The organism is Bradyrhizobium barranii subsp. barranii, assembly GCF_017565645.3.
GTDB lineage: Bacteria > Pseudomonadota > Alphaproteobacteria > Rhizobiales > Xanthobacteraceae > Bradyrhizobium > Bradyrhizobium barranii.
Genome location: NZ_CP086136.1, coordinates 1,759,530 through 1,778,506 on the forward strand (window position 1 = coordinate 1,759,530; position 18,977 = coordinate 1,778,506).

The 18,977-nt window shown below is 64.9% G+C and carries 19 protein-coding genes and 1 riboswitch; of the genes, 11 read left to right on the top strand and 8 right to left on the bottom strand.

The window, feature by feature from the left end:
- Positions 1-377: 377 nt before the first annotated feature.
- Positions 378-553, top strand: a riboswitch (FMN riboswitch).
- 74 nt (positions 554-627) lie between these two features.
- From J4G43_RS08605 to J4G43_RS08645, 9 genes are all read left to right on the top strand, one after another.
- A complete protein-coding gene (locus J4G43_RS08605; RefSeq protein ID WP_071909551.1) occupies positions 628-1,185 on the top strand; it encodes a 6,7-dimethyl-8-ribityllumazine synthase in 558 nt (185 codons plus the stop codon).
- Between the two features lie 100 nt (positions 1,186-1,285).
- Positions 1,286-2,488, top strand: a complete 1,203-nt coding sequence (locus J4G43_RS08610; protein ID WP_208089269.1) for an MHYT domain-containing protein — start codon at positions 1,286-1,288, stop codon at positions 2,486-2,488.
- A 365-nt stretch (positions 2,489-2,853) separates the two neighbouring features.
- Positions 2,854-3,717, top strand: a complete 864-nt coding sequence (locus J4G43_RS08615) for an FAD binding domain-containing protein (protein ID WP_208084528.1) — start codon at positions 2,854-2,856, stop codon at positions 3,715-3,717.
- A 13-nt stretch (positions 3,718-3,730) separates the two neighbouring features.
- Entirely contained in the window at positions 3,731-4,231 is a 501-nt protein-coding gene (locus J4G43_RS08620; protein ID WP_063985567.1) for a (2Fe-2S)-binding protein, read from the top strand.
- Positions 4,228-6,651: an aerobic carbon-monoxide dehydrogenase large subunit gene (locus tag J4G43_RS08625; protein ID WP_208084529.1), complete on the top strand. Its 2,424-nt coding sequence runs from the start codon at positions 4,228-4,230 to the stop codon at positions 6,649-6,651. Before J4G43_RS08620 ends, J4G43_RS08625 begins: the two co-directional genes overlap by 4 nt.
- 2 nt (positions 6,652-6,653) lie before the next feature.
- On the top strand, positions 6,654-7,520 hold the full coding sequence (locus J4G43_RS08630; RefSeq protein WP_208084530.1) for an AAA family ATPase: 867 nt from the start codon (positions 6,654-6,656) through the stop codon (positions 7,518-7,520).
- Positions 7,517-8,725: a vWA domain-containing protein gene (locus tag J4G43_RS08635; protein WP_208084531.1), complete on the top strand. Its 1,209-nt coding sequence runs from the start codon at positions 7,517-7,519 to the stop codon at positions 8,723-8,725. Before J4G43_RS08630 ends, J4G43_RS08635 begins: the two co-directional genes overlap by 4 nt.
- 11 nt (positions 8,726-8,736) lie before the next feature.
- Positions 8,737-9,576 carry an XdhC family protein gene (locus J4G43_RS08640; RefSeq protein ID WP_208084532.1) on the top strand — a complete coding sequence of 280 codons (840 nt, stop codon included), beginning with the start codon at positions 8,737-8,739 and terminating at the stop codon, positions 9,574-9,576.
- A gap of 10 nt (positions 9,577-9,586) precedes the next feature.
- Entirely contained in the window at positions 9,587-10,045 is a 459-nt protein-coding gene (locus J4G43_RS08645; RefSeq protein WP_208089270.1) for an SRPBCC family protein, read from the top strand.
- 118 nt (positions 10,046-10,163) lie between these two features.
- Here J4G43_RS08645 and J4G43_RS08650 read toward each other — a convergent pair whose 3' ends face one another.
- From J4G43_RS08650 to J4G43_RS08665, 4 genes are all read right to left on the bottom strand, one after another.
- Positions 10,164-11,198 (bottom strand): D-alanine--D-alanine ligase family protein, encoded by a 1,035-nt coding sequence (locus J4G43_RS08650; protein WP_208084534.1) that lies wholly within the window; start codon positions 11,196-11,198, stop codon positions 10,164-10,166.
- Positions 11,195-12,223 carry a putative zinc-binding metallopeptidase gene (locus J4G43_RS08655; RefSeq protein WP_063985560.1) on the bottom strand — a complete coding sequence of 343 codons (1,029 nt, stop codon included), beginning with the start codon at positions 12,221-12,223 and terminating at the stop codon, positions 11,195-11,197. Before J4G43_RS08655 ends, J4G43_RS08650 begins: the two co-directional genes overlap by 4 nt.
- 257 nt (positions 12,224-12,480) lie before the next feature.
- Positions 12,481-13,434: a ribose-phosphate pyrophosphokinase gene (locus J4G43_RS08660; RefSeq protein ID WP_028151562.1), complete on the bottom strand. Its 954-nt coding sequence runs from the start codon at positions 13,432-13,434 to the stop codon at positions 12,481-12,483.
- Positions 13,435-13,627: 193 nt separating this feature from the next.
- Complete coding sequence (locus J4G43_RS08665) at positions 13,628-14,242, bottom strand: hypothetical protein (RefSeq protein ID WP_208084535.1); 615 nt, start codon at positions 14,240-14,242, stop codon at positions 13,628-13,630.
- An 87-nt stretch (positions 14,243-14,329) separates the two neighbouring features.
- Here J4G43_RS08665 and J4G43_RS08670 point away from each other — a divergent pair, with 87 nt between their 5' ends.
- On the top strand, positions 14,330-14,902 hold the full coding sequence (locus tag J4G43_RS08670) for a hypothetical protein (protein ID WP_208084536.1): 573 nt from the start codon (positions 14,330-14,332) through the stop codon (positions 14,900-14,902).
- A gap of 38 nt (positions 14,903-14,940) precedes the next feature.
- Here J4G43_RS08670 and pgeF read toward each other — a convergent pair whose 3' ends face one another.
- The 4 genes from pgeF to J4G43_RS08690 are packed head-to-tail and all read right to left on the bottom strand — an operon-like array spanning position 14,941 to position 18,436.
- On the bottom strand, positions 14,941-15,708 hold the full coding sequence (pgeF, locus tag J4G43_RS08675; protein WP_208084537.1) for a peptidoglycan editing factor PgeF: 768 nt from the start codon (positions 15,706-15,708) through the stop codon (positions 14,941-14,943).
- Complete coding sequence (locus tag J4G43_RS08680; RefSeq protein WP_085398494.1) at positions 15,705-16,823, bottom strand: class I SAM-dependent methyltransferase; 1,119 nt, start codon at positions 16,821-16,823, stop codon at positions 15,705-15,707. The genes pgeF and J4G43_RS08680 overlap by 4 nt, the downstream gene beginning before the upstream one ends.
- Before the next feature lie 21 nt (positions 16,824-16,844).
- A complete protein-coding gene (lgt, locus tag J4G43_RS08685) occupies positions 16,845-17,690 on the bottom strand; it encodes a prolipoprotein diacylglyceryl transferase (RefSeq protein WP_208084538.1) in 846 nt (281 codons plus the stop codon).
- 14 nt (positions 17,691-17,704) lie between these two features.
- Positions 17,705-18,436: a dienelactone hydrolase family protein gene (locus tag J4G43_RS08690; RefSeq protein WP_208084539.1), complete on the bottom strand. Its 732-nt coding sequence runs from the start codon at positions 18,434-18,436 to the stop codon at positions 17,705-17,707.
- A gap of 167 nt (positions 18,437-18,603) precedes the next feature.
- On the opposite strand from J4G43_RS08690, the gene J4G43_RS08695 reads away from it, so the two are divergent.
- Positions 18,604-18,864: an accessory factor UbiK family protein gene (locus J4G43_RS08695; RefSeq protein ID WP_071909564.1), complete on the top strand. Its 261-nt coding sequence runs from the start codon at positions 18,604-18,606 to the stop codon at positions 18,862-18,864.
- Positions 18,865-18,977 lie beyond the last annotated feature (113 nt).

Sequence of the window (18,977 nt, forward strand, 5' to 3'; positions counted from 1 at the left end):
CCTCTTGCCTTTTTGTTGTCTTTGATACGCACGCGGTCGGCCCGGCGCGCTCCCTCAACGTCGCTGTCGCGATCCCCTCGGATCAGCGCGAGCCTGTCGCGGATCAAGTGATGTGATTTGCGGAATCTGCGCAACTGGCTGCCGAGTCCGTCCACAAGCCAGGACTCGTTCGTCCACAGCTCATCTCCGCCACAATTCTTAACGAATGAGAACAAATCGGAATCGGATTCGCCGATGGCGCGCCAATCGTTAATTCCGCCGGGCGAGGCCACACCCGTCATGGCGGCATGGGACCATGCGGTTTTTCATGCGGAACGCGCTTGCTGCGGCCGCCGGGTGGCGTCATATTTCCGGTCAGGCCGTTCATCCCGGGCGGCCGATGTTCTCAGGGCGGGGTGAAAGTCCCCACCGGCGGTAAGGGTCGCAAGGCCCAAGCCCGCGAGCGCCTTCCCCCAAGGATCTTCCTGAAAAGGAATTTTGCCGAAGGGAAGGGTCAGCAGATTCGGTGCAACTCCGAAGCCGACGGTTAAAGTCCGGATGAAAGAGAACGGTCGGTGGCAGACGCATCGCAAGGTGCGGCTGCTTGTCGTTCCGTATGCCCTGATTCTGGTCCTTTGAAGGAAAGCCATGAATCAGATGTTGCAAGACCCCCAAACCGAAACTTCCGAAGTCACCCAACCGCCGGTTCCGCAGGATCCGGCACCCGAGCATCCGCGCTTCGCCAAACCGCAGCGGGTGGCCTTCGTGCAGGCCTGCTGGCACCGCGACGTGGTCGAGGAGGCCCGCATCGCCTTCGTGAAGGAGGCAGCCGCGCGTCACCTCAATCATGTCGACGTGTTCGAGGTGCCGGGCTCGTTCGAGATCCCGCTGCATGCGCAGATCCTCGCCAAGACGCGGCGCTACACCGCGATCGTCGCGGCGGGCCTCGTCGTCGACGGCGGCATCTACCGCCACGAGTTCGTCGCCGACACCGTGATCAAGGCGCTGATGGACGTGCAGCTGCGCACCGAGGTGCCGGTGTTCTCGGCGGTGCTGACGCCGCAGCAATTCCACGAGACCGAGGTGCACTACGATTTCTTCCGCAGGCATTTTGCGATCAAGGGCGTCGAGGTCGCCGCAGCCTGTGCCGAGACATTGCTCGGCCTGGAGCGCCTGCGCGGTCAGGTCGCGGCGGGCATTGTGTAGCCGTCCGCTCACACGCCGCTGATTGTCAATCCCGTCGCCGTCCCTATAAAGTCGGCGGCGGGAGGAGGCCGTGCCGTGGAGACGGACGGCCGACAAGATCATGTTCGAAGGACACGATCCCTATCTCGTCGCGCTCTCTGTGGCGGTCGCGAGTCTGGGTGGCTATACCGGCTTTGCGCTTGCTGCTCGCATCCGCAACACGCCCGGCGTCAGCAACCGCGTTCTGCTCGCGGGTGCGGCCGCGTTTCTGGCCGTCGGCATCTGGACCATGCATTTCGTCGGCATGCTGGCCGCGCCGCTGCCGCCGGACACGGTCTATCTCGTTCTTCCCACCATCATCTCGTTCCTGATCTGCGCGCTGGTGGTCGGCATCTCCTTGTTCTTTGTCTCGATCGGCGAGCCATCCCTGAAGCGAGTGGCCTCGTCGGCCGTTTTGCTCGGCGTCGGCATCGCCAGCATGCATTATGTCGGCATCCACGGCCTCGCCGGTCATTTCAGTATCGTCCACGACCGGACCATGGTGCTGCTCTCGGTCGTGGTCGCAATCGTCACGGCCTATGGCGGCCTGCGCGCCTTCCTGGCGCAGCAGGAGGGCGTCCGGCTGATCGTCAGCTCGATTGTTTTTGGCGTCGCCGTCTCCAGCATGCATTACACCGCGATGCTGGGCATGCATTTCGAGCCGCTGACCGGTGCGGCGCATCAACACGCCGGCGGCGGTCTTGCCGCGTCGCAACAAATCCTGTCGATCATCGTTGCGGTGCTGTGCTTCGTCATCGCAGCCGGCTTCCTGCTGTCGCTGGTTCCCGACCAGCGGCGTCAGACTTCGACCTCTGTTGCCGCCGAACCGGTTGCTTCGCCGGTCGCGGTGGCCGCCATCGAACTGATCGCTGCGCCGGCCGCAGCTCCGCGCCCGGTGGCCCCGCTCGGCGGTCTCGGCCAGCCGCCCCGCGCGCCGGTTCCCCGGTTGCCGGTCGAGAGCGCCGACGGCACGCACTTCATCGAGACGGCCAATGTCCGCAGCGTCCGGGCCGACGCGCACTACACCCGTGTTCACGACGGCACCCGCGAGCGACTGTGCCCCTGGTCGATCTCGGAGGCCGAGGCCCAGCTCGATCCCTCGCTGTTCCTGCGGGTGCACCGCAGCCATATCGTCGCGATCCCCCATGTCGCGCTGGTCCGGAAAGAGGGGGATGGCGCCGTGCTCGAGCTCGACGGCCCGTCGCCGCACCGGGTGCCCGTGAGCCGGGCGAAGATCGCCGAGGTAAAGGCGCGGCTGGGGCTGGCGAACCGGCGGCACGCATAGAGTCGGGCCGCCCGGGAGGCGCGTTCTTTCTTACCCTCCCCTGGAGGGGGAGGGTCGCTTCGCATGGAGCGGAGCGTAGTGCGGAGCGGGGTGGGGTGACGGTCCCTCCGCGATGAATACTCCCCGAGTGGAGAGATCACCCCACCCCGCCCGTGCTTCGCGCGGTCGACCCTCCCCCTCCAGGGGAGGGTAAGTGGCCGCCGCGCCATACGTCGCCAAACCTGACGCAATTCGTGCGTTCCCCGCCGCAACTCGTGCGAAATCCGCTGTTCCGTGCCCGAATGATTGCGGGGCGCCCCTCTCGGAGTGACCGTCCCCTCCAACGTCCGCGCCGTCACGCGCCAGAGGACGACGAGGAGGAGATGATGATCCCAGGCTCATTCAGCTATCACCGGCCGGCGAGTGTCGCCGATGCCGTCAAGCTCTTGGCAGACCTTGGCGAGGATGCCCGGCCGCTGGCCGGCGGGCACAGTCTGGTGCCGATGATGAAGCTTCGGCTCGCCACCCCCGCCCATCTGATCGACCTGCACGGCATCGCCGCCCTCAAGGGCATCAGCCGCGACGGCAACAATCTGGTCATCGGCGCGATGACTACCCAGCACGAGCTGCTGGCCTCGGACGACGTCGCCAAGTCGATGCCGATCCTGCATGAAGCGGCACTGCTGATCGCCGACCCGCAGGTGCGCTACCGCGGGACGATCGGCGGCAATGTCGCCAATGGCGATCCCGGCAATGACATGCCGGCGCTGATGATGACCTTGGGGGCGAGCTACCGGCTCGAAGGCCCGGGTGGCTCCCGCGATGTTCCCGCGGCCGACTTCTATCAGGGCGCCTATTTCACCGCGCTCGAGCCCGGCGAGATCCTGACCTCCGTCTCGGTTCCCGTGCCCGCGGCCGGCCACGGCTACGCCTACGAAAAACTCAAGCGCAAGGTCGGTGACTACGCCACCGCCGCCGCCGCCGTGGTTCTCACCATGTCCGGCGGCAAGGTCGCGACCTGCGCGATCGGGCTCACCAACGTCCACGAGACGCCGCTGCTGGCTGCCGATGCCGCCAAGGCCGTGATTGGCACCAGCCTCGATGCGGCGACGTTGAAGAAGGCCGCCGCTGCGGCCGCAGCGATCATGGCGCCAGCTGCGGATGCCCGCGGCCCGGTCGAATACCGAAAACATGTCGGCGGCATCATGGTGACGCGCGCGCTTCAGCGCGCCGCCGCTGTCGCGAAGTAAGGGAGGGGGATCGATGGCTAAAACACACGTCACCATGAAGGTGAACGGCGCCGAGGTCGAAGGCCTCGTCGAGCCGCGCACGCTGCTGGTGCATTTCATCCGCGAGAATCTGCAGATGACCGGCACCCATATCGGCTGCGAGACGACGCATTGCGGCGCCTGCACCGTCGATATCGACGGCATGTCGGTGAAATCCTGCACCATGTTTGCGGTGCAGGCCGATGGCAGTGACATCACCACGATCGAAGGCATGGCCAACGCCGACGGCACGCTGTCGGCCTTGCAGGAAGGTTTCCGCATGATGCACGGCCTGCAATGCGGCTTCTGCACGCCCGGCATGATCGTCCGCGCGCATCGGCTGCTGAAGGAAAATCCCTCGCCGAGCGAGCCGGAAATCCGGATGGGCATCTCCGGCAACATCTGCCGCTGCACCGGCTACCAGAACATCGTCAAAGCCATTCAATACGCCGCCGCCAAAATCAACGGCGTGGAATTCCAGGAGGCCGCAGAATGAACGACCTCACTCCCACGCGGGAACAACGCACCGCGGCACTCGAAGGCATGGGCTGCAAGCGCAAGCGCGTCGAGGATATCCGCTTCACCCAGGGCAAGGGCAATTACGTCGACGACGTCAAGCTGCCCGGCATGCTGCACGGCGACTTCGTCCGCTCGCCGCATCCGCATGCGCGCGTCAAGAAGATCGACGACAGCGCGGCGCTAAAGGTGCCCGGCGTGCTCGCGGTCATCACCGCGGAGACGCTGAAGACCGTGAACCTCGCCTGGATGCCGACCTTGGCCGGCGACGTGCAGATGGTTCTGGCCGACGGCAAGGTGCTGTTTCAAAATCAGGAGGTCGCCTTCGTTGTCGCCACCGACCGCTATGCGGCCGATGACGGCATCAACGCGGTCATCGTCGAATACGAGCCGCTGCCGCCACTGGTCGATCCCTTCAAGGCGATGGACGCGAACGCGCCGGTGCTGCGCGAGGATCTCGTCGGCAAGATGTCCGGCGCGCATGGTCCGCGCAAGCACGACAACCACATCTTCGAGTGGACCGTCGGCGACAAGGAATTGACCGACGCGGCCTTCAACAAGGCCGAGGTCAAGATCAAGGAGATGATCTCCTACCACCGCACCCATCCATCGCCGCTGGAAACCTGCCAGTGCGTCTGCTCCTTCGACAAGATCAAGGGCGAGCTGACGATCTACGGCACGTTCCAGGCCCCGCACGTGATCCGCACGGTGGTGGCGCTGATCGCCAAGCTGCCGGAGCACAAGATCCACGTCATCGCGCCCGACATCGGCGGTGGCTTCGGCAACAAGGTCGGCGCCTATCCCGGCTACATCTGCGCGGCCGTAGCCTCCATCGTCACCGGCAAACCGGTAAAATGGGTCGAGGACCGCATCGAGAACCTCACCGCGACCTCGTTCGCGCGCGACTATCACATGACAACCGAGGTCGCCGCGACCAAGGACGGCAAGGTGACGGGCCTGCGTGTGCACGTGCTCGCCGATCACGGCGCGTTCGATGCCTGCGCCGACCCGTCGAAATGGCCGGCCGGCTTCTTCAACATCGTCACGGGATCCTATGACTTCCCGACCGCGCATCTCGCTGTCGATGGCGTCTACACCAACAAGGCGCCGGGCGGCGTCGCCTACCGCTGCTCGTTCCGCGTCACGGAGGCCGCCTACTGCATCGAGCGCGCCATGGATATTCTGGCGCAAAAGCTCAACATGGACCCCGCTGAACTCCGGCTGAAGAACTTCATCAAGCCGGAGCAGTTCCCCTATCACTCGGCGCTCGGCTGGGAATACGATTCCGGCGACTACCACACCGCCATGCGCAAGATGATGGAGACGACCGGCTACGCCGCGCTCCGGAAGGAGCAGGCGGAGAAGCGTGCCGCGTTCGCGCGGGGGGGGGGGACCCGCGAGATCATGGGGCTCGGCATCTCCTTCTTCACCGAGATCGTCGGTGCCGGCCCGTCGAAGAACTGCGACATCCTCGGCATCGCCATGTTCGATTCCTGCGAGATCCGCATGCATCCGACCGGTGCCGGCATCGCGCGCATGGGCACCAAGAGCCAGGGCCAGGGCCACGAGACCACCTGGGCGCAGATCATCGCGACCGAGATCGGCATTCCCGCCGACAACATCATGGTGGAAGAGGGCAACACCGACACCGCACCTTACGGGCTCGGCACCTATGGTTCGCGCTCCACACCGGTGGCGGGCGCCGCGATTGCAATGGCGGCGCGAAAGATCAAGGCCAAGGCGCAGATGATCGCAGCCTACAAGCTCGAGGTCCACGAGGACGATCTCGAATTCGACATCGACGGCTTCCGGGTGAAGGGCCTACCGGAGAAGTTCATGTCGATGAAAGACATCTGCTGGGCGGCCTACAACTCGGTGCCTCCGGGCATGGAGCCGGGGCTGGAAGCGGTCAGTTATTATGATCCGCCCAACATGACCTATCCGTTCGGCGCCTATCTCTGCGTGATGGACATCGACGTCGATACCGGCGTGTACAAGGTCCGGCGCTTCTATGCGCTGGACGATTGCGGCACCCGCATCAACCCGATGATCATCGAGGGCCAGGTGCATGGCGGCCTTACCGAGGCCTTCGCCATCGCGATGGGCCAGGAGATCCGCTACGACGAGGTTGGCAATGTGGTCACCGGCTCGTTCATGGATTTTTTCATGCCGACCGCGGTCGAGACGCCGCATTGGGAGACCGACTTCACCGTCACCCCGTCGCCGCATCACCCGATCGGTGCCAAGGGCGTCGGCGAGAGCCCGAATGTCGGCGGCGTGCCGGCCTTCTCCAATGCCGTCAACGACGCGTTCTCGTTCCTAGGCTCCACGCACATCCAGATGCCGCACGATTTCTGGCGCAACTGGAAGGCGGCAAAAGATCTCGGGGCGGTAGCGTAGCGATGAAAGGCCGCGACGAGATCGCGCAAGCACTGGCCGCATCGGGGTATATCGCCGATGCGGACCTTGCGACCGCGATCTCGCTGATGCAATTGCTGCGGCGTCCGCTGCTGCTCGAAGGCGAGGCGGGCGTCGGCAAGACGGAAGTGGCAAAGGCACTTGCAAAAGTGCACGTGACCGAGCTGATCCGGCTGCAATGCTATGAGGGCCTCGACCAGTCCGCCGCGCTCTATGAGTGGAACTACCAGCGGCAATTGCTGGCGATCCAGGCGCATCGAGGGACTGATAGCATCGAGGATCAGGTGTTCTCGGAGAAATATCTGCTCGAGCGTCCTTTGCTCGCCGCGATCCGCCGCGCGCAGGCACCGGTGCTGCTCATCGACGAGATCGACCGGGCCGACGACGAGTTCGAGGCCTTCCTGCTGGAATTGCTGTCCGACTTCCAGGTCTCGATCCCCGAGCTCGGCACCATTCCCGCAATCACCATCCCGCATGTCGTGCTGACCTCGAACGGCACGCGCGAGCTCTCCGACGCGCTGCGCCGGCGCTGCCTCTATCATTATGTCGACTATCCCGACGTCGACCGCGAGACCCGCATCATCCTGGCGCGCGTCATGGGCGCCAGCCCGTCGCTGTCGCTCCAGATCGCGCGCATGGTCGAGGGTGTGCGCAAGGAGGAGCTGCGAAAAGTCCCCGGTGTCGCGGAGACGCTGGATTGGGCGGCAGCTCTCGTCGGCCTCGACGTAACCAATCTTCACGACGCGCCCGAGACTGTGCATGAGACGCTCGTCTGCCTGTTGAAGACTCACGAAGACCGCGCCCGTGTCACGCCAGAGGTGACGCAGCGCCTGCTGGGAAAGGTCGCATGAGCTGCTGTGGCTCCAGCCCCGGATATGATGACCTCAACGAGGTCTCGCGCCTCGTCTCCGCGAAGCTTGCGGCGTTCCTGCGCACGCTGCGCGAGGCCGGCTTTCGCGTCGGGCTTGCCGAGGGGCAGGATGCGGCGACGCTGATGTCATCGGGCTATGCGGCGCGGCCGGGTCTGCTGCGCGCGGCGTTCAAGCACCTGTTCTCGGCGCGCAAGTCCGACTGGGACAAGTTCGACGGGTTGTTCGACGCGTTCTGGTTGGGCAAGCGCGTGCGCTCGCGCTCCCGTACGATTGGATCCGCGCCGGGCGCCAGCAACCCATCGCTGAAGAGCTTGCAGGACGCCGCGGCGGAGCAGGGCAGTAACCAGTCCGCCGTAGACCAGCTTCCGTCCTCCGACGACGCGCCGGAAGGCCGTTCCGGCGAGGGCCGCATGGAAGGTGCTTCACGCGCCGACAATCTTGCCGAGGTCGATTTCCGAAAGCTGAGCGATCCCGATCAGGTCGCGCAGGCCCATGAGGCCGCCGCGCGCCTCGCCAAGGCAATGCGCACGCGGCTGACCCGGCGCGATTTCGCGCGCCGGCGCGGCTACCGGCTCGATCTCCGCCGCACCATCCACCGCAACATCAGCCATGGCGGCGTGCCGATTAGCCTGGTGAAACGCCAGCGCAAGGACAAGCCGCTGCGGCTCGTCGTGCTGCTCGATGCCTCTGGATCGATGAGCATGTACACGTCAGTCTTCCTGCGCTTCATCCACGGCGTGCTCGACCAGTTCCGCGAGGCCGAGGCGTTCCTGTTCCACACGCGGCTCGCCTATGTCTCCGATGCGATGAAGGAGAAGGATGCCGGCCGCGCGCTCGACCGGCTCTCGATCATGGCGCAAGGCGCGGGCGGCGGCACCAGGATCGGCGAGTGCTTGCAAACCTTCAATCGCTGGCACGCCGCGCGCGTAATCCATTCCCGCAGCTGCGTGATGATCGTGTCCGACGGCTACGAGACCGGCGATGCCGCATTGCTTGGCCGCGAGATGGCGGCGCTGCACCGGCGCTGTCGCCGCATTGTCTGGCTCAACCCGATGATGGCGTGGGAAGGCTACACGCCCGAAGCGCGGGGCATAAGAGCTGCGTTGCCGCATGTCGATCTCTATGCGCCCGCGAATTCGCTGCAAAGCCTGCGTGCGCTCGAACCCTATCTGGCGAAGCTTTGAGGAGGCTTCCGATGACCGCTCATGTCGAAGTGCTTGATGTAGTCGCTCAGATGAAGGCCGCCGAGCGTGCCTTCGTGCTCGCGACGGTGGTGCGCACGGTGTCGGTGACCGCGGCGAAGGCTGGCGCCAAGGCGATCATCGCCGCCGACGGCACCATCGTCGCGGGTTGGATCGGCGGGGGCTGCGCCAAGGGCGCGGTGCTGAAGGCGGCGCGCGAGGCGCTCGCCGATGGCGAGCCGCGGATGGTCTCGGTGCAGCCGGAGAACCTGCTGGCCGAGCTGGGCGTCAGCGCAGGCGAGAGCCGCGACGGCATTCGCTTCGCCAGCAACATGTGCCCGAGCAAGGGCACGATGGACATCTTCGTCGAGCCGGTGCTGCCGCATCCCTCGCTTGTCATTCTCGGGGCAAGCCCGGTGGCGCTGTCACTTGCGGCGCAGGCGCGCGTGCTCGGCTATCACGTCACGTTTGCTGCGCCGTCCGCCGATCTCACGGCGCAGCCGGACGCCGACGCGGTCATCGATGGTTATCAGCTCGGCGAGCTCAACGACGCCAAGCGCTTCGTCGTCGTCTCGACGCAGGGCAAGGGCGACGAGGCCGCCTTGCGCGCGGCGGTCGCGACCAAAGCCGACTACCACGCCTTCGTCGGCAGCCGCCGCAAGATGGCTTCGTTGCGCGCCAAGCTTCTCGCGGAAGGCACCAATGCCGCCGCGATCGATGATTTCAAGGCGCCGGCCGGCCTCGATCTCGGCGCTATCACGCCGGAGGAGATCGCAATGTCGATCCTCGCCGAGATCACCAGGGAACGCCGGCGTGGCCAGCGCGCGGCCAATCAAACAGCAAGCAGAGAGTGAGACACCGATCATGCAGATGAACGACAGCCAGCGAATTCCCGCCTCACGCGAGCAGGTGTGGGCGGCGCTGAACGATCCTGCTGTGCTGAAGCAGTGCATCCCCGGCTGCCAGTCGCTCGAGGTGACCGCGCCGAACGAGATGACCGCGACGGTGGTCTTCAAGGTCGGCCCGGTGAAGGCGACGTTCAGTGGCAAGGTGACGCTGTCCGATTTCGATCCGCCTAACAGTTACCGTATCTCAGGAGAGGGCTCCGGCGGCGTCGCTGGCTTCGCCAAGGGTGGCGCGGTGGTGCGGCTGGAATCCGAGAGTGCCGACGTGACAGTGTTGCAATACGAAGTCGATGCGCAGATCGGCGGCAAGCTCGCGCAGTTGGGAGCGCGGCTGATCAATTCGACCGCGACGAAGCTGGCGGGGGAGTTCTTCAAGTCATTTGCCGACGTGGTGAGCGCGAAGGCCGAGGCGCAATAGGTCGCGTAGGGTGGGCAAAGCGTAAGCGTGCCCACCATTCTCTATCGCAAACAAAGACGGTGGGCGCGGCGCTTCGCGCCTTTGCCCACCCTACGATATCCGTGCAAGCTGACGCAGCTCATCCCAACGACACCCCCGCCTTGGCCCGGCTGATCCCCAGCGTCAGGATGCGCTGCAGGAGATCCGGATATTTGAGCCCGGCATGTTGAGCCGCCGTGGCGAACTCCTGGCTCTTGGCGATCTCGGGGTTGGGATTGGCTTCGATGAAATACGGCGTGCCGTCGGCGGCGAGACGAAAATCGATGCGTGCGTAGCCGTCAAGGCCAAGCGCCCGGTAGATGCGCTTCGCGGCGCGCTGGATGCGCGCGGTGACTTCGGGCCCAAGGTCCTTCGCCGGCCCGTCGACGATGCCGAGCTTCTCCTGATAGTCGGTGTCGTGCTTGGCTTTCTCCGTGGCGATGTGCCGTGATCTGCGCCCGCCCATGCTGCCGAATTTCAGTTCCCAAACCGGCAGGACGCGCAGCCGGTTGTTGCCGAGCACGCCGACATAAAGCTCGCGCCCCTCGATGAACTGCTCGGCGATGGCGGCGGATTCGACCCGCTCGTGGATGAAGGCGACGCGCTCCACGAGCTTCTCGTCGGTATCGACGATCGAGGCCTGCGAGATGCCGAAGGACCCGTCCATGTTCAGGCTCTTGACGATCAGCGGCAGCGCAAGGCGCGTCGGGCGCTTCACCTTGCGGCGCATCGGGAAGACGGCGAAGGCCGGCGCTGCGATCCGGCGGTGATGCACCAGCGTCTTGGACAAATCCTTGCCGCGCGCCATGATCAGGCCGCGCGGATTGCACCCGGTATAAGGGACCTTCATCAGCTCGAGATAGCTGGCGATGTGCTGGTCGTAGGCGACGTTGTTGTGGAATTCCTCGAGCAGCGTGAAGACCACGTGGGGCTTGAATTCTTCGATCGCCTCGCGGATCGGCTTGATCTCATCCTGCGCACCGAGAGCGCGAACCTCGTGGCCGGCCGCGCGCAAGGTGCTCACCACGTCGTATTCCGTCTTCCAGTTGTTGATTTCCTGCGGCGTGTATCCGTCGGAGGAGTCCGGAGGCATGAAGTCCGGATGCATCAGCACCAGAATGCGCGAGCGTCTCATAGCGCGATCCATTTGCGCCGAGACGGGCCAAACAGCGCGTGCATCGTCTTGGCGGTCACGAGGACGGTGAAATCGAGAACGAGCTTCTGTTCGGGGCCGACGGCGCGCAGGTCGAGCTCACGGCAGCGGGAGATCATATCATCGAGCACGGCATCGAGCGTGAGCTGGTTCTCGCCCGTCCACCGCGCGACCAGTTGCCTGATCTGCGCGCGGTGCCGCCTGATCAGGGCCGAAGCCGGCTTTGAGCGGTGATGCCGTGGATCGGCTGAAAACAGCCGGGAGAGGTCGCGGTCGTAGGTCTTCGGCGCTGTGAAGGCGTAGAACGCCTGCTTCTTCTTGTAGTGGTCTTCGAGCGTCTGGCTGAGCCGGCCCAGCGTATCGACACGCTCCCGCGTCGTGATCAGCGGCCGCTTTCCCGCAATCTCGTGCATCAGCTCGTCGACATATTCGAGCTTCTTCAGCGCCGGCCATCCGGCATATCGCGTCCGCCAGTTCGAGCGTGGGCGCAGCCACACCGCGAAGGTCTCGGCGAAGTCTTCATCCGGATGGCTTTGCGCGTACCACAGCCGGAGGTGCTGGACGTAGCGCCTGCTGGCAGGATTGGGCCGGTAGTAGCGCGGGTAGTGTTTCGACGACGGGCCGAACAGCTGCTGCCAGCGCCGGCGGCGCTGCAGCTGATAGCCGTGCTGCACGGCATGGCCGGCCTCGTGACGGAGGATACCCATGCACTCGCGCCAGGTTCCGCCCTCGACGTCGAACATCATCTTCTTCTCGAGCTTCATCAGACGGGGATGGGCGAGATAGAAGGGGATGGCGATGCCCGGCACATCGCCCGGACTGAACCATTCGCTCGAGATCCATGTGTGCGGTCGCAGCCGGATGCCCCGCTCTTCGAGCTCCTCATGGAGCGTGCTGACGCAGTCCTCGAGCCAGGTGCCTTTGACCGTAACCCTCAGGCTGGAGAGGCGCTGCTTGAGCAACTCGTCATCCGACAGCTTCTCCCAGGCAAATTTCCGGCGCGGCATCAGGAATCCCGGGGGCAGAGATGACTCGGTATCCGGATGATGTCATGGGCGGTCGTTGGCAACAACCCGGGGGGCTGCGTCGTAAGGGACGGACGGCGCTCGCGCTCCCTCGCCCCGCTTGCGGGGAGAGGGTGGGGTGAGGGGGAGTCTCCACGGGGGCGGTGAGAGTGAGACTCGCGGAGAGTCCCCCTCACCCGGAATTCAGGCTTCGCTTGAATTCCGGCCTCTCCCCGCACGCGGGGAGAGGCGAAGAAAAATCAGTCGAACAGGCTCGACACCGACTCTTCCGCTGCGGTGCGCGCGATGGCGTCCGAGATCAGGCTGGCTATCGGAAGCGTGCGGATGTTCGGAGCCTTGGTCACCGCCTCTGTCGGCAGGATCGAGTCGGTGATCACGAGCTCCTTCAGCTTCGAGCCCGCGATGCGGGCGGCCGCGCCGCCGGAGAGCACGCCGTGGGTGATGTAGGCGTAGACGTCCTTGGCGCCCTTGGCGATCAGCGCGTCGGCCGCGTTCACCAGCGTGCCGCCGGAGTCCACGATGTCGTCGATCAGGATGCAGGTGTAGCCGGCGACGTCGCCGATCACGTTCATGACCTCGGATTCGCCCGCCCTCTCGCGGCGCTTGTCGACGATCGCGAGCGGGGTGTTGATGCGCTTGGCAAGGCCACGTGCGCGCGCCACGCCACCGACGTCAGGCGAGATCACCATCGTCTTCGAGAGGTCGAACTTGTCCTTGATGTCGCGCACCATCAGCGGCGCCGCGTAGAGGTTGTCGGTTGGGATATCGAAGAAGCCCTGGATCTGGCCGGCATGCAGGTCGAGCGTCATGACGCGGTCGACGCCGGCCTGCGTGATCAGGTTGGCGACGAGCTTGGCCGAGATCGGCGTGCGCGAACCCGATTTGCGGTCCTGCCGGGCGTAGCCGAAATAGGGCAGCACCGCGGTGATGCGGCGTGCCGAGGAGCGGCGCAGCGCATCGGTGATGATCAGCAGTTCCATGAGATGGTCGTTGGCGGGGAACGAGGTCGACTGGATGACGAAGGCATCCGAGCCGCGGACGTTCTCCTGGATCTCGACGAAGATCTCCATGTCGGCGAAGCGCCGTACCACCGCCTTGGTCAGCGGCAGGTCGAGGCCTTGCGCGATGGCCTGCGCGAGAGCCGGATTTGAGTTGCCGGCGACAAGCTTGATGGAGCCGTTCTTGGCCGACATGGACGCTTCCTCCCGCGCTTTGCTGGATACGACGTTCAACATCAGAGAATACCCACTGGGAGCACGGTTATGACGGGCGAGGAAATATCAGGCCGGGGGCTGCAATGGCAACCCGGGATGCTACGTTTTCCCTCCGAAATCCTGAGTCGGGCCAACGGTTTGGCGGCAACTTGGGGCCGTGGTTTAGCGGGGGTTATCGCTCGGCATAGCCGAGCGCGGAGGCCGGCATCTCGGCCGCCGGAGCCTCCGGGATCACGCTGGCCACCGCCGGGCCCCGCAAGCCGGGAACAGTGCCCGGCGCGTCCGGGGTTCCGTTGATCATGTTGGAAAGTCCGCTGAATCCGGCCTGGGCGATCTTCCGCAGTACGAGGTCGTCGGCGGCGCCCCAGGGATCGCGGCCACCCTTGGCGGCGGTCAGTTCCTCGCCGGAGAGGCGCAATGCCCGCTGCTGGTTGGCGTCGTAGACGTCCCAGACCCAGGCGATCACGGTCTTGCCGCGCACGATTTGGGCGGAAAGGTAACTGCGCACGCGATAGGCAGCCGTCCCCTCGCGGGAGACGACGGACAGGCTGCGCAGCTTGGATTCGCTATCGAGCACGCCGACCATGCGGTCGAACACCTGCGGGGGCGGCCCGTCGATCGATTCGAAGGCCACGGTCGCCCCTGAGCCGGTACTCGGCGCCATCGCATAGGAGTTGGCGGCACCGCCGCCGCCGGCGCAGCCGCCAAGCGCGACCGCCGCTGCCAACAGCATGACCGCCAGCACACGCGAACCCGCGCGGCCCAGGATGAATGACGCGTCCCTCATTATGGAGGGCAGCGATATCGTTAAAATCGATTAAGGTCTAGGGCAGGAAGGACACATCATTGGGCCGATCCGGCCGAGGAATTGTCGATGAGGGGAGCGACTTTGGGGGTAATCGTTGCCTGCCTCATCGTGGGGCGGGCCGCGGCGGCAGAAAGTGCGGCCGAGGCAATCCGCGCTTTCGGACTGATCGGTACCTGGTCAATTGATTGCAAACGGGATCCGTATCAGGCCTGTGAGAACAACCGCTGTGGCGCGCGATTGACGTACATCGCGTCGTCCTCCGGAGCGCCGACGACAAGGAATGTGATCGGGACGTTCACACCTGGGCAGGTAAGGACATTCATCAGCACGATCTATTCGGCGACGCGTATTGCCGACGACAAGATCAAGATCGTGTCGGTTCAGGACTCTCCACCCAGCACGACACTGATCTGGTGGCGTCAGCCGGGCGAGGTTTGGGAGATCGTTCTGCTCAAGGTCGGCGACAAGTATCGGACTTTCTCCGCGCATCGCGACGATTGGAAGAAGATCGAGGTCGATGAAGGTTTCGAGGTCCGACCGCCGCCGCCGCCTCCACCAGCTCAAATGTACGTTGATTTGCCGACTAAAAGGCTTCGCGGAAAGAATGAAACGCCATTATTCGAAAGATGCAGCGACTAACCTGATGGGTTGCGGCAAGAACTAGGCTGAATTCGTTGTTAACCCTCGAGCGCGATCGCGTGAATGTGGCGGCCGTAATCCGGCTCCTTGCGATGCACCGAGCGGCGATAGCTGAAGAAGCGCTCGTCGGCATAGGTGTCCAGGCCAAGATCGTCGATCATCAGAATGCCGGCGGCTTCCAGCCGCTTCCGGATGAAGCCGGCGAGGTCGAACATCGCGTGTCCGGCGCGCACCGACGGGATGAAGAACATGGCGTTGTCCGCGTCCGCCTCGATGAAGCGCGCCACGAATTCGTTGCCGACCTCGTAGCTGTCCTGCCGGATCAGGGGGCCGATCGCGGCGATGATGACGCTGCGCGTGGCGCCGAGCTTCTCCATCGCCGAGATCGTCTGTTCCAGCACGCCGGTCAGCGCGCCCTTCCAGCCGGCATGGGCGCCGCCGATCACGCGTGCGTTGGGGTCGACGAACAGCACCGGACCGCAATCGGCGGTGGAGACGCCGAGCGCGATGCCGGGTGTTTTCGTGACCAGCGCATCGCCTTTCGGCCGCGGCCCGCTCGGCCACGGCGCTTCGGCAACGAGAACATCGGGCGAATGGATCTGGTGCAGGCTGATGAAGCGCTCCGGGGCGACGCCGACATGCTCGGCCATGCGGCGGCGGTTCTCCGCGACATGCGCCGGATCGTCGTTGGAGCCGAGCCCGCCATTGAGCGCCGAATAAATCCCGCCTGAGACACCGCCCTCGCGGGTGAAGAAGGCATGGCGCAGGCCGGGCACGGCCGACAGCAGCGACGAAGCAAGCGTCATGAGGCGCCTCCGGCCCGTTCGAGATCGCTGAGGCCGGCGATGCCGGTCAGCCGCGGTTCGGAGATGCCGAGCACCTTGAACATCGAGCCCATGCCGCTGCGCCCGGTATCGGTCAGGCGCTTGAGCGCCACCGAAATGTCGGTGGCGACTTCAGGCGTCGCCTTCTGCATCAGGGCAGCTGCGCGGGTATCGATGCCGACGCGCTTGAGGAAATCGCCCTGCGTCACCGGGCCGTGCACACGGGCGCCGACATCCTCGGCCGCGCGCGCCAGGGCCTGGAAGTCGACATGGGCGGTGACGTCGGCCTGGCCCGGCGCCTTCAGGGGATCGGTGAAGGTGTGGCGCGCGATCGCCTGGAACGTGTCGCCGGCATCGCTGCGCAGATGGCCGTAATCGATGATCAGCGCCGCGCCGTCCTGGTCGCGCACGCGCGTGGCGAGCTTCATGATCTCGCCGTCGGGCCGCCATTCGAACACGGCGCCGACGGGAGCGGCGCGCACCAGAGGCGGCAGCAGCACGTCGAAGCGCGGCGTCGGGTCGGCGGCCGCGCCGAATTGAAGCTTGCCGTTGGGATCGATCTCGATCACGCGCTCGTGCCAGCCGTTCTCGCGCTTCACCATCTGGCGGATCGGCAGCACGTCGAAATATTCGTTGGCGAGGATGATGCTCGGGCCTTCCGGCACGTCGTCGATGCTGTCGTGCCAGGCGATGTTGCGCACACCCGCCAGCGTCGCACTCTGCCGCTCGCGCAGCACGGGATTGACCTCGACCATGTGGACGTGAAGCGCCTGGTAGAGCGGCGGCAGCACGCGCAGTGCGCGCAGCGCATCCGCCATCATGGTGCCGCGGCCAGGCCCGAGCTCGATCAGCCGCAGGAATTGCGGCGAGCCCATCTGCTTCCACACCGAGGCGGTCCACAGCCCCAGGAGCTCGCCGAACATCTGGCTGACCTCGGGCGCGGTGGTGAAGTCGCCTTCGCGCCCGAGCGGATCGCGCGAGACGTAATAGCCATAGCGCGGATGCATCAGGCACAGTTCCATGTACCGCCAGACCGGCATGGGCCCTGAGGATTTGATCAGCGCCCTGATCTCGTTGAGTAACGGCTGTTCGGTCACGGTCTGTCTTCTCGAAAGGAATTAACTGATAGCCCCGGCGGGCTTCGGCGCGCCGCGCCTGATAGCCAATACAATAAGTATGAGGCCTACAATAAGCATCGGGATCGACAACAGCATGCCCATGGTTAATCCGCCCCAGAGGAAGCCGAGCTGGACGTCCGGCTCGCGAAAATGCTCGCCGGCGATGCGGGTCAGGCCATAGATCAGGATGAAGGCGCCGAGGATCATGCCGGGCCGCTTCAGGGCGCCGAAACGGATCATGATCGCGAGCACGGTGAACAGCAGGATGCCCTCCATGCCGGCCTCATAGAGCTGGCTCGGATGGCGCGGCAGCTGCGTCGGATCGTTGGGGAAGATCATCGCCCAGGGCAGGCTGGGGTCGGTGGCGCGGCCCCACAATTCGCCATTGATGAAATTGGCGATGCGCCCGAGCAGCAGCCCGATCGGGGCGACTGCGGTGGTGATGTCGCCAAGCGACAGGATCGAGATGCGATTGCGATAGGCAAACCACATCACCGCGACGACGCAGCCGAGGAAGCCGCCATGGAAGGACATGCCGCCCTCCCACAATTTGAAGATCGCGGCGGGGTGATCGATGAAGAAGGGCAGATTGTAGAACAGCACGTAGCCGGTGCGGCCGCCGAGAATGATGCCCAGCGTGACCCACAGGATGAAGTCGTCGATCTGCACCAGCGACATCGGCGCGGGGCCGCCCCACAGGCGCTCTCTCTTCAGCAGCGAGCGCGCATAGAGCCAGCCGAACACGATGCCGCTGATATAGGCCAGCGCATACCAGCGGATCGCGAACGGACCGATCTCGATCGCGATCGGCTTGAAGGCGGGAAAGTCGATGAGCAGAAAGGGCATCAGGCCTTCTAGACTTAAACGAGATTGCGGCGATAGAGCGCCAGCAGACGCTCCCAATGCCGCTCGGCGGCGTCGCGGTCGTAGACCGGGCGCTTGGGGAAGGCGAAGCCGTGATGCGTGCCGGGATAGATCTCGACCTCGGCCTTGGCTCCGCTCATGCCCTGCTTGACCTTCTCGATGACCTCGGCGGGCGCGTAGATGTCGGTCTCGGCGCAGGCGAAATAGAGCTCGGCCTTGGTCTTGCCGGCGGCGAGATGCGGGCTGTTGTCTTCGTCGGTCGCCAGATGCGTTCCGTAGATCGAGGCGGCGGCCTTGACGCGGTCGGCAAAGTGCGTGGCCGCGTTGACGGCGTAACGGCCGCTCATGCAATAGCCGACGGTGCCGACGATTTTCGTATTGGCAGCCGTCTGGCCCTCGGCATAGGTGAGCAGGGCCCTGGTGTCCTCCATGATCATGGGAATGTTGAGCGAGGCCATGAGCTGGAACATGCGCTTGCGCTCAGGCGCGTTCGGATCGGCCGGCAGCGCGCCGAGCTCCATCACGCCGGAGCGGTAATAGAGGTTCGGCAGCATCACGTAATAGCCCGAGGTGGCGAGCCGGCGCGCCATGTCGCGCAGCTCTTCGCGGATCGCCGGCGCATCCATGTAGAACAGGATGACCGGAAACGGCCCGCCGCGTTCGGGATGGGTGATGAAGGTTGCGGTGTGGCCGTCCTTGGTGGGAATCGCGATCTGCTGATCGATCATCTCGTGCGCCTTCTGATTCTTGTTATGCAGGGACGTTGAATACGATTGCAAGGAAACCGGGGCATGACAAGGATACCGCCGATCGGCCCTTGAACCGTTTCGCCCGGATTGCCATTGTCTTTTCGCGCGTTCGCGCAAAGTTTATCTGAGGCCGCCAGGAGACCGACATGACCCAGACCAACAACCGGTTTTTCGACGAGATCGGCCGCCTGATGAACGACGCCGCCGGTGCCGCCCAGGGCGTCAAGCGCGAGTTCGACACCGTGATGCGCACCCAGGCCGAGAAATTCCTGCGCGACATGGACCTCGTCAAGCGCGAGGAGTTCGAGGCGGTCAAGGACATGGCCCGCCTCGCCCGCGAGGAGAACGAGGCCCTGAAGGCGCGCATCGTGGCGCTGGAGGCCAAGTTCGGCGGAACGCCGACGTAAGGCCGCCGCTCTCGCTTACCCTCCCCTCCAGGGGAGGGTGGGAACCCCGCCGGGCGGGCCATTCTCCTTGTCATTTCCGCATCTTCCGGGTAAAAGCCCGCCAAGTTCGCGGC

What these genes read in the sequence shown, in the direction of transcription:
- J4G43_RS08605 (WP_071909551.1), top strand. Translation starts at nt 628, where the DNA reads ATGAATCAGATGTTGCAAGACCCCCAAACCGAAACTTCCGAAGTCACC.
- J4G43_RS08610 (WP_208089269.1), top strand. Translation starts at nt 1,286, where the DNA reads ATGTTCGAAGGACACGATCCCTATCTCGTCGCGCTCTCTGTGGCGGTC.
- J4G43_RS08615 (WP_208084528.1), top strand. Translation starts at nt 2,854, where the DNA reads ATGATCCCAGGCTCATTCAGCTATCACCGGCCGGCGAGTGTCGCCGAT.
- J4G43_RS08620 (WP_063985567.1), top strand. Translation starts at nt 3,731, where the DNA reads ATGGCTAAAACACACGTCACCATGAAGGTGAACGGCGCCGAGGTCGAA.
- J4G43_RS08625 (WP_208084529.1), top strand. Translation starts at nt 4,228, where the DNA reads ATGAACGACCTCACTCCCACGCGGGAACAACGCACCGCGGCACTCGAA.
- J4G43_RS08630 (WP_208084530.1), top strand. Translation starts at nt 6,654, where the DNA reads ATGAAAGGCCGCGACGAGATCGCGCAAGCACTGGCCGCATCGGGGTAT.
- J4G43_RS08635 (WP_208084531.1), top strand. Translation starts at nt 7,517, where the DNA reads ATGAGCTGCTGTGGCTCCAGCCCCGGATATGATGACCTCAACGAGGTC.
- J4G43_RS08640 (WP_208084532.1), top strand. Translation starts at nt 8,737, where the DNA reads ATGACCGCTCATGTCGAAGTGCTTGATGTAGTCGCTCAGATGAAGGCC.
- J4G43_RS08645 (WP_208089270.1), top strand. Translation starts at nt 9,587, where the DNA reads ATGCAGATGAACGACAGCCAGCGAATTCCCGCCTCACGCGAGCAGGTG.
- J4G43_RS08650 (WP_208084534.1), bottom strand. Translation starts at nt 11,198, where the DNA reads ATGAGACGCTCGCGCATTCTGGTGCTGATGCATCCGGACTTCATGCCT.
- J4G43_RS08655 (WP_063985560.1), bottom strand. Translation starts at nt 12,223, where the DNA reads ATGCCGCGCCGGAAATTTGCCTGGGAGAAGCTGTCGGATGACGAGTTG.
- J4G43_RS08660 (WP_028151562.1), bottom strand. Translation starts at nt 13,434, where the DNA reads ATGTCGGCCAAGAACGGCTCCATCAAGCTTGTCGCCGGCAACTCAAAT.
- J4G43_RS08665 (WP_208084535.1), bottom strand. Translation starts at nt 14,242, where the DNA reads ATGAGGGACGCGTCATTCATCCTGGGCCGCGCGGGTTCGCGTGTGCTG.
- J4G43_RS08670 (WP_208084536.1), top strand. Translation starts at nt 14,330, where the DNA reads ATGAGGGGAGCGACTTTGGGGGTAATCGTTGCCTGCCTCATCGTGGGG.
- pgeF (WP_208084537.1), bottom strand. Translation starts at nt 15,708, where the DNA reads ATGACGCTTGCTTCGTCGCTGCTGTCGGCCGTGCCCGGCCTGCGCCAT.
- lgt (WP_208084538.1), bottom strand. Translation starts at nt 17,690, where the DNA reads ATGCCCTTTCTGCTCATCGACTTTCCCGCCTTCAAGCCGATCGCGATC.
- J4G43_RS08690 (WP_208084539.1), bottom strand. Translation starts at nt 18,436, where the DNA reads ATGATCGATCAGCAGATCGCGATTCCCACCAAGGACGGCCACACCGCA.
- J4G43_RS08695 (WP_071909564.1), top strand. Translation starts at nt 18,604, where the DNA reads ATGACCCAGACCAACAACCGGTTTTTCGACGAGATCGGCCGCCTGATG.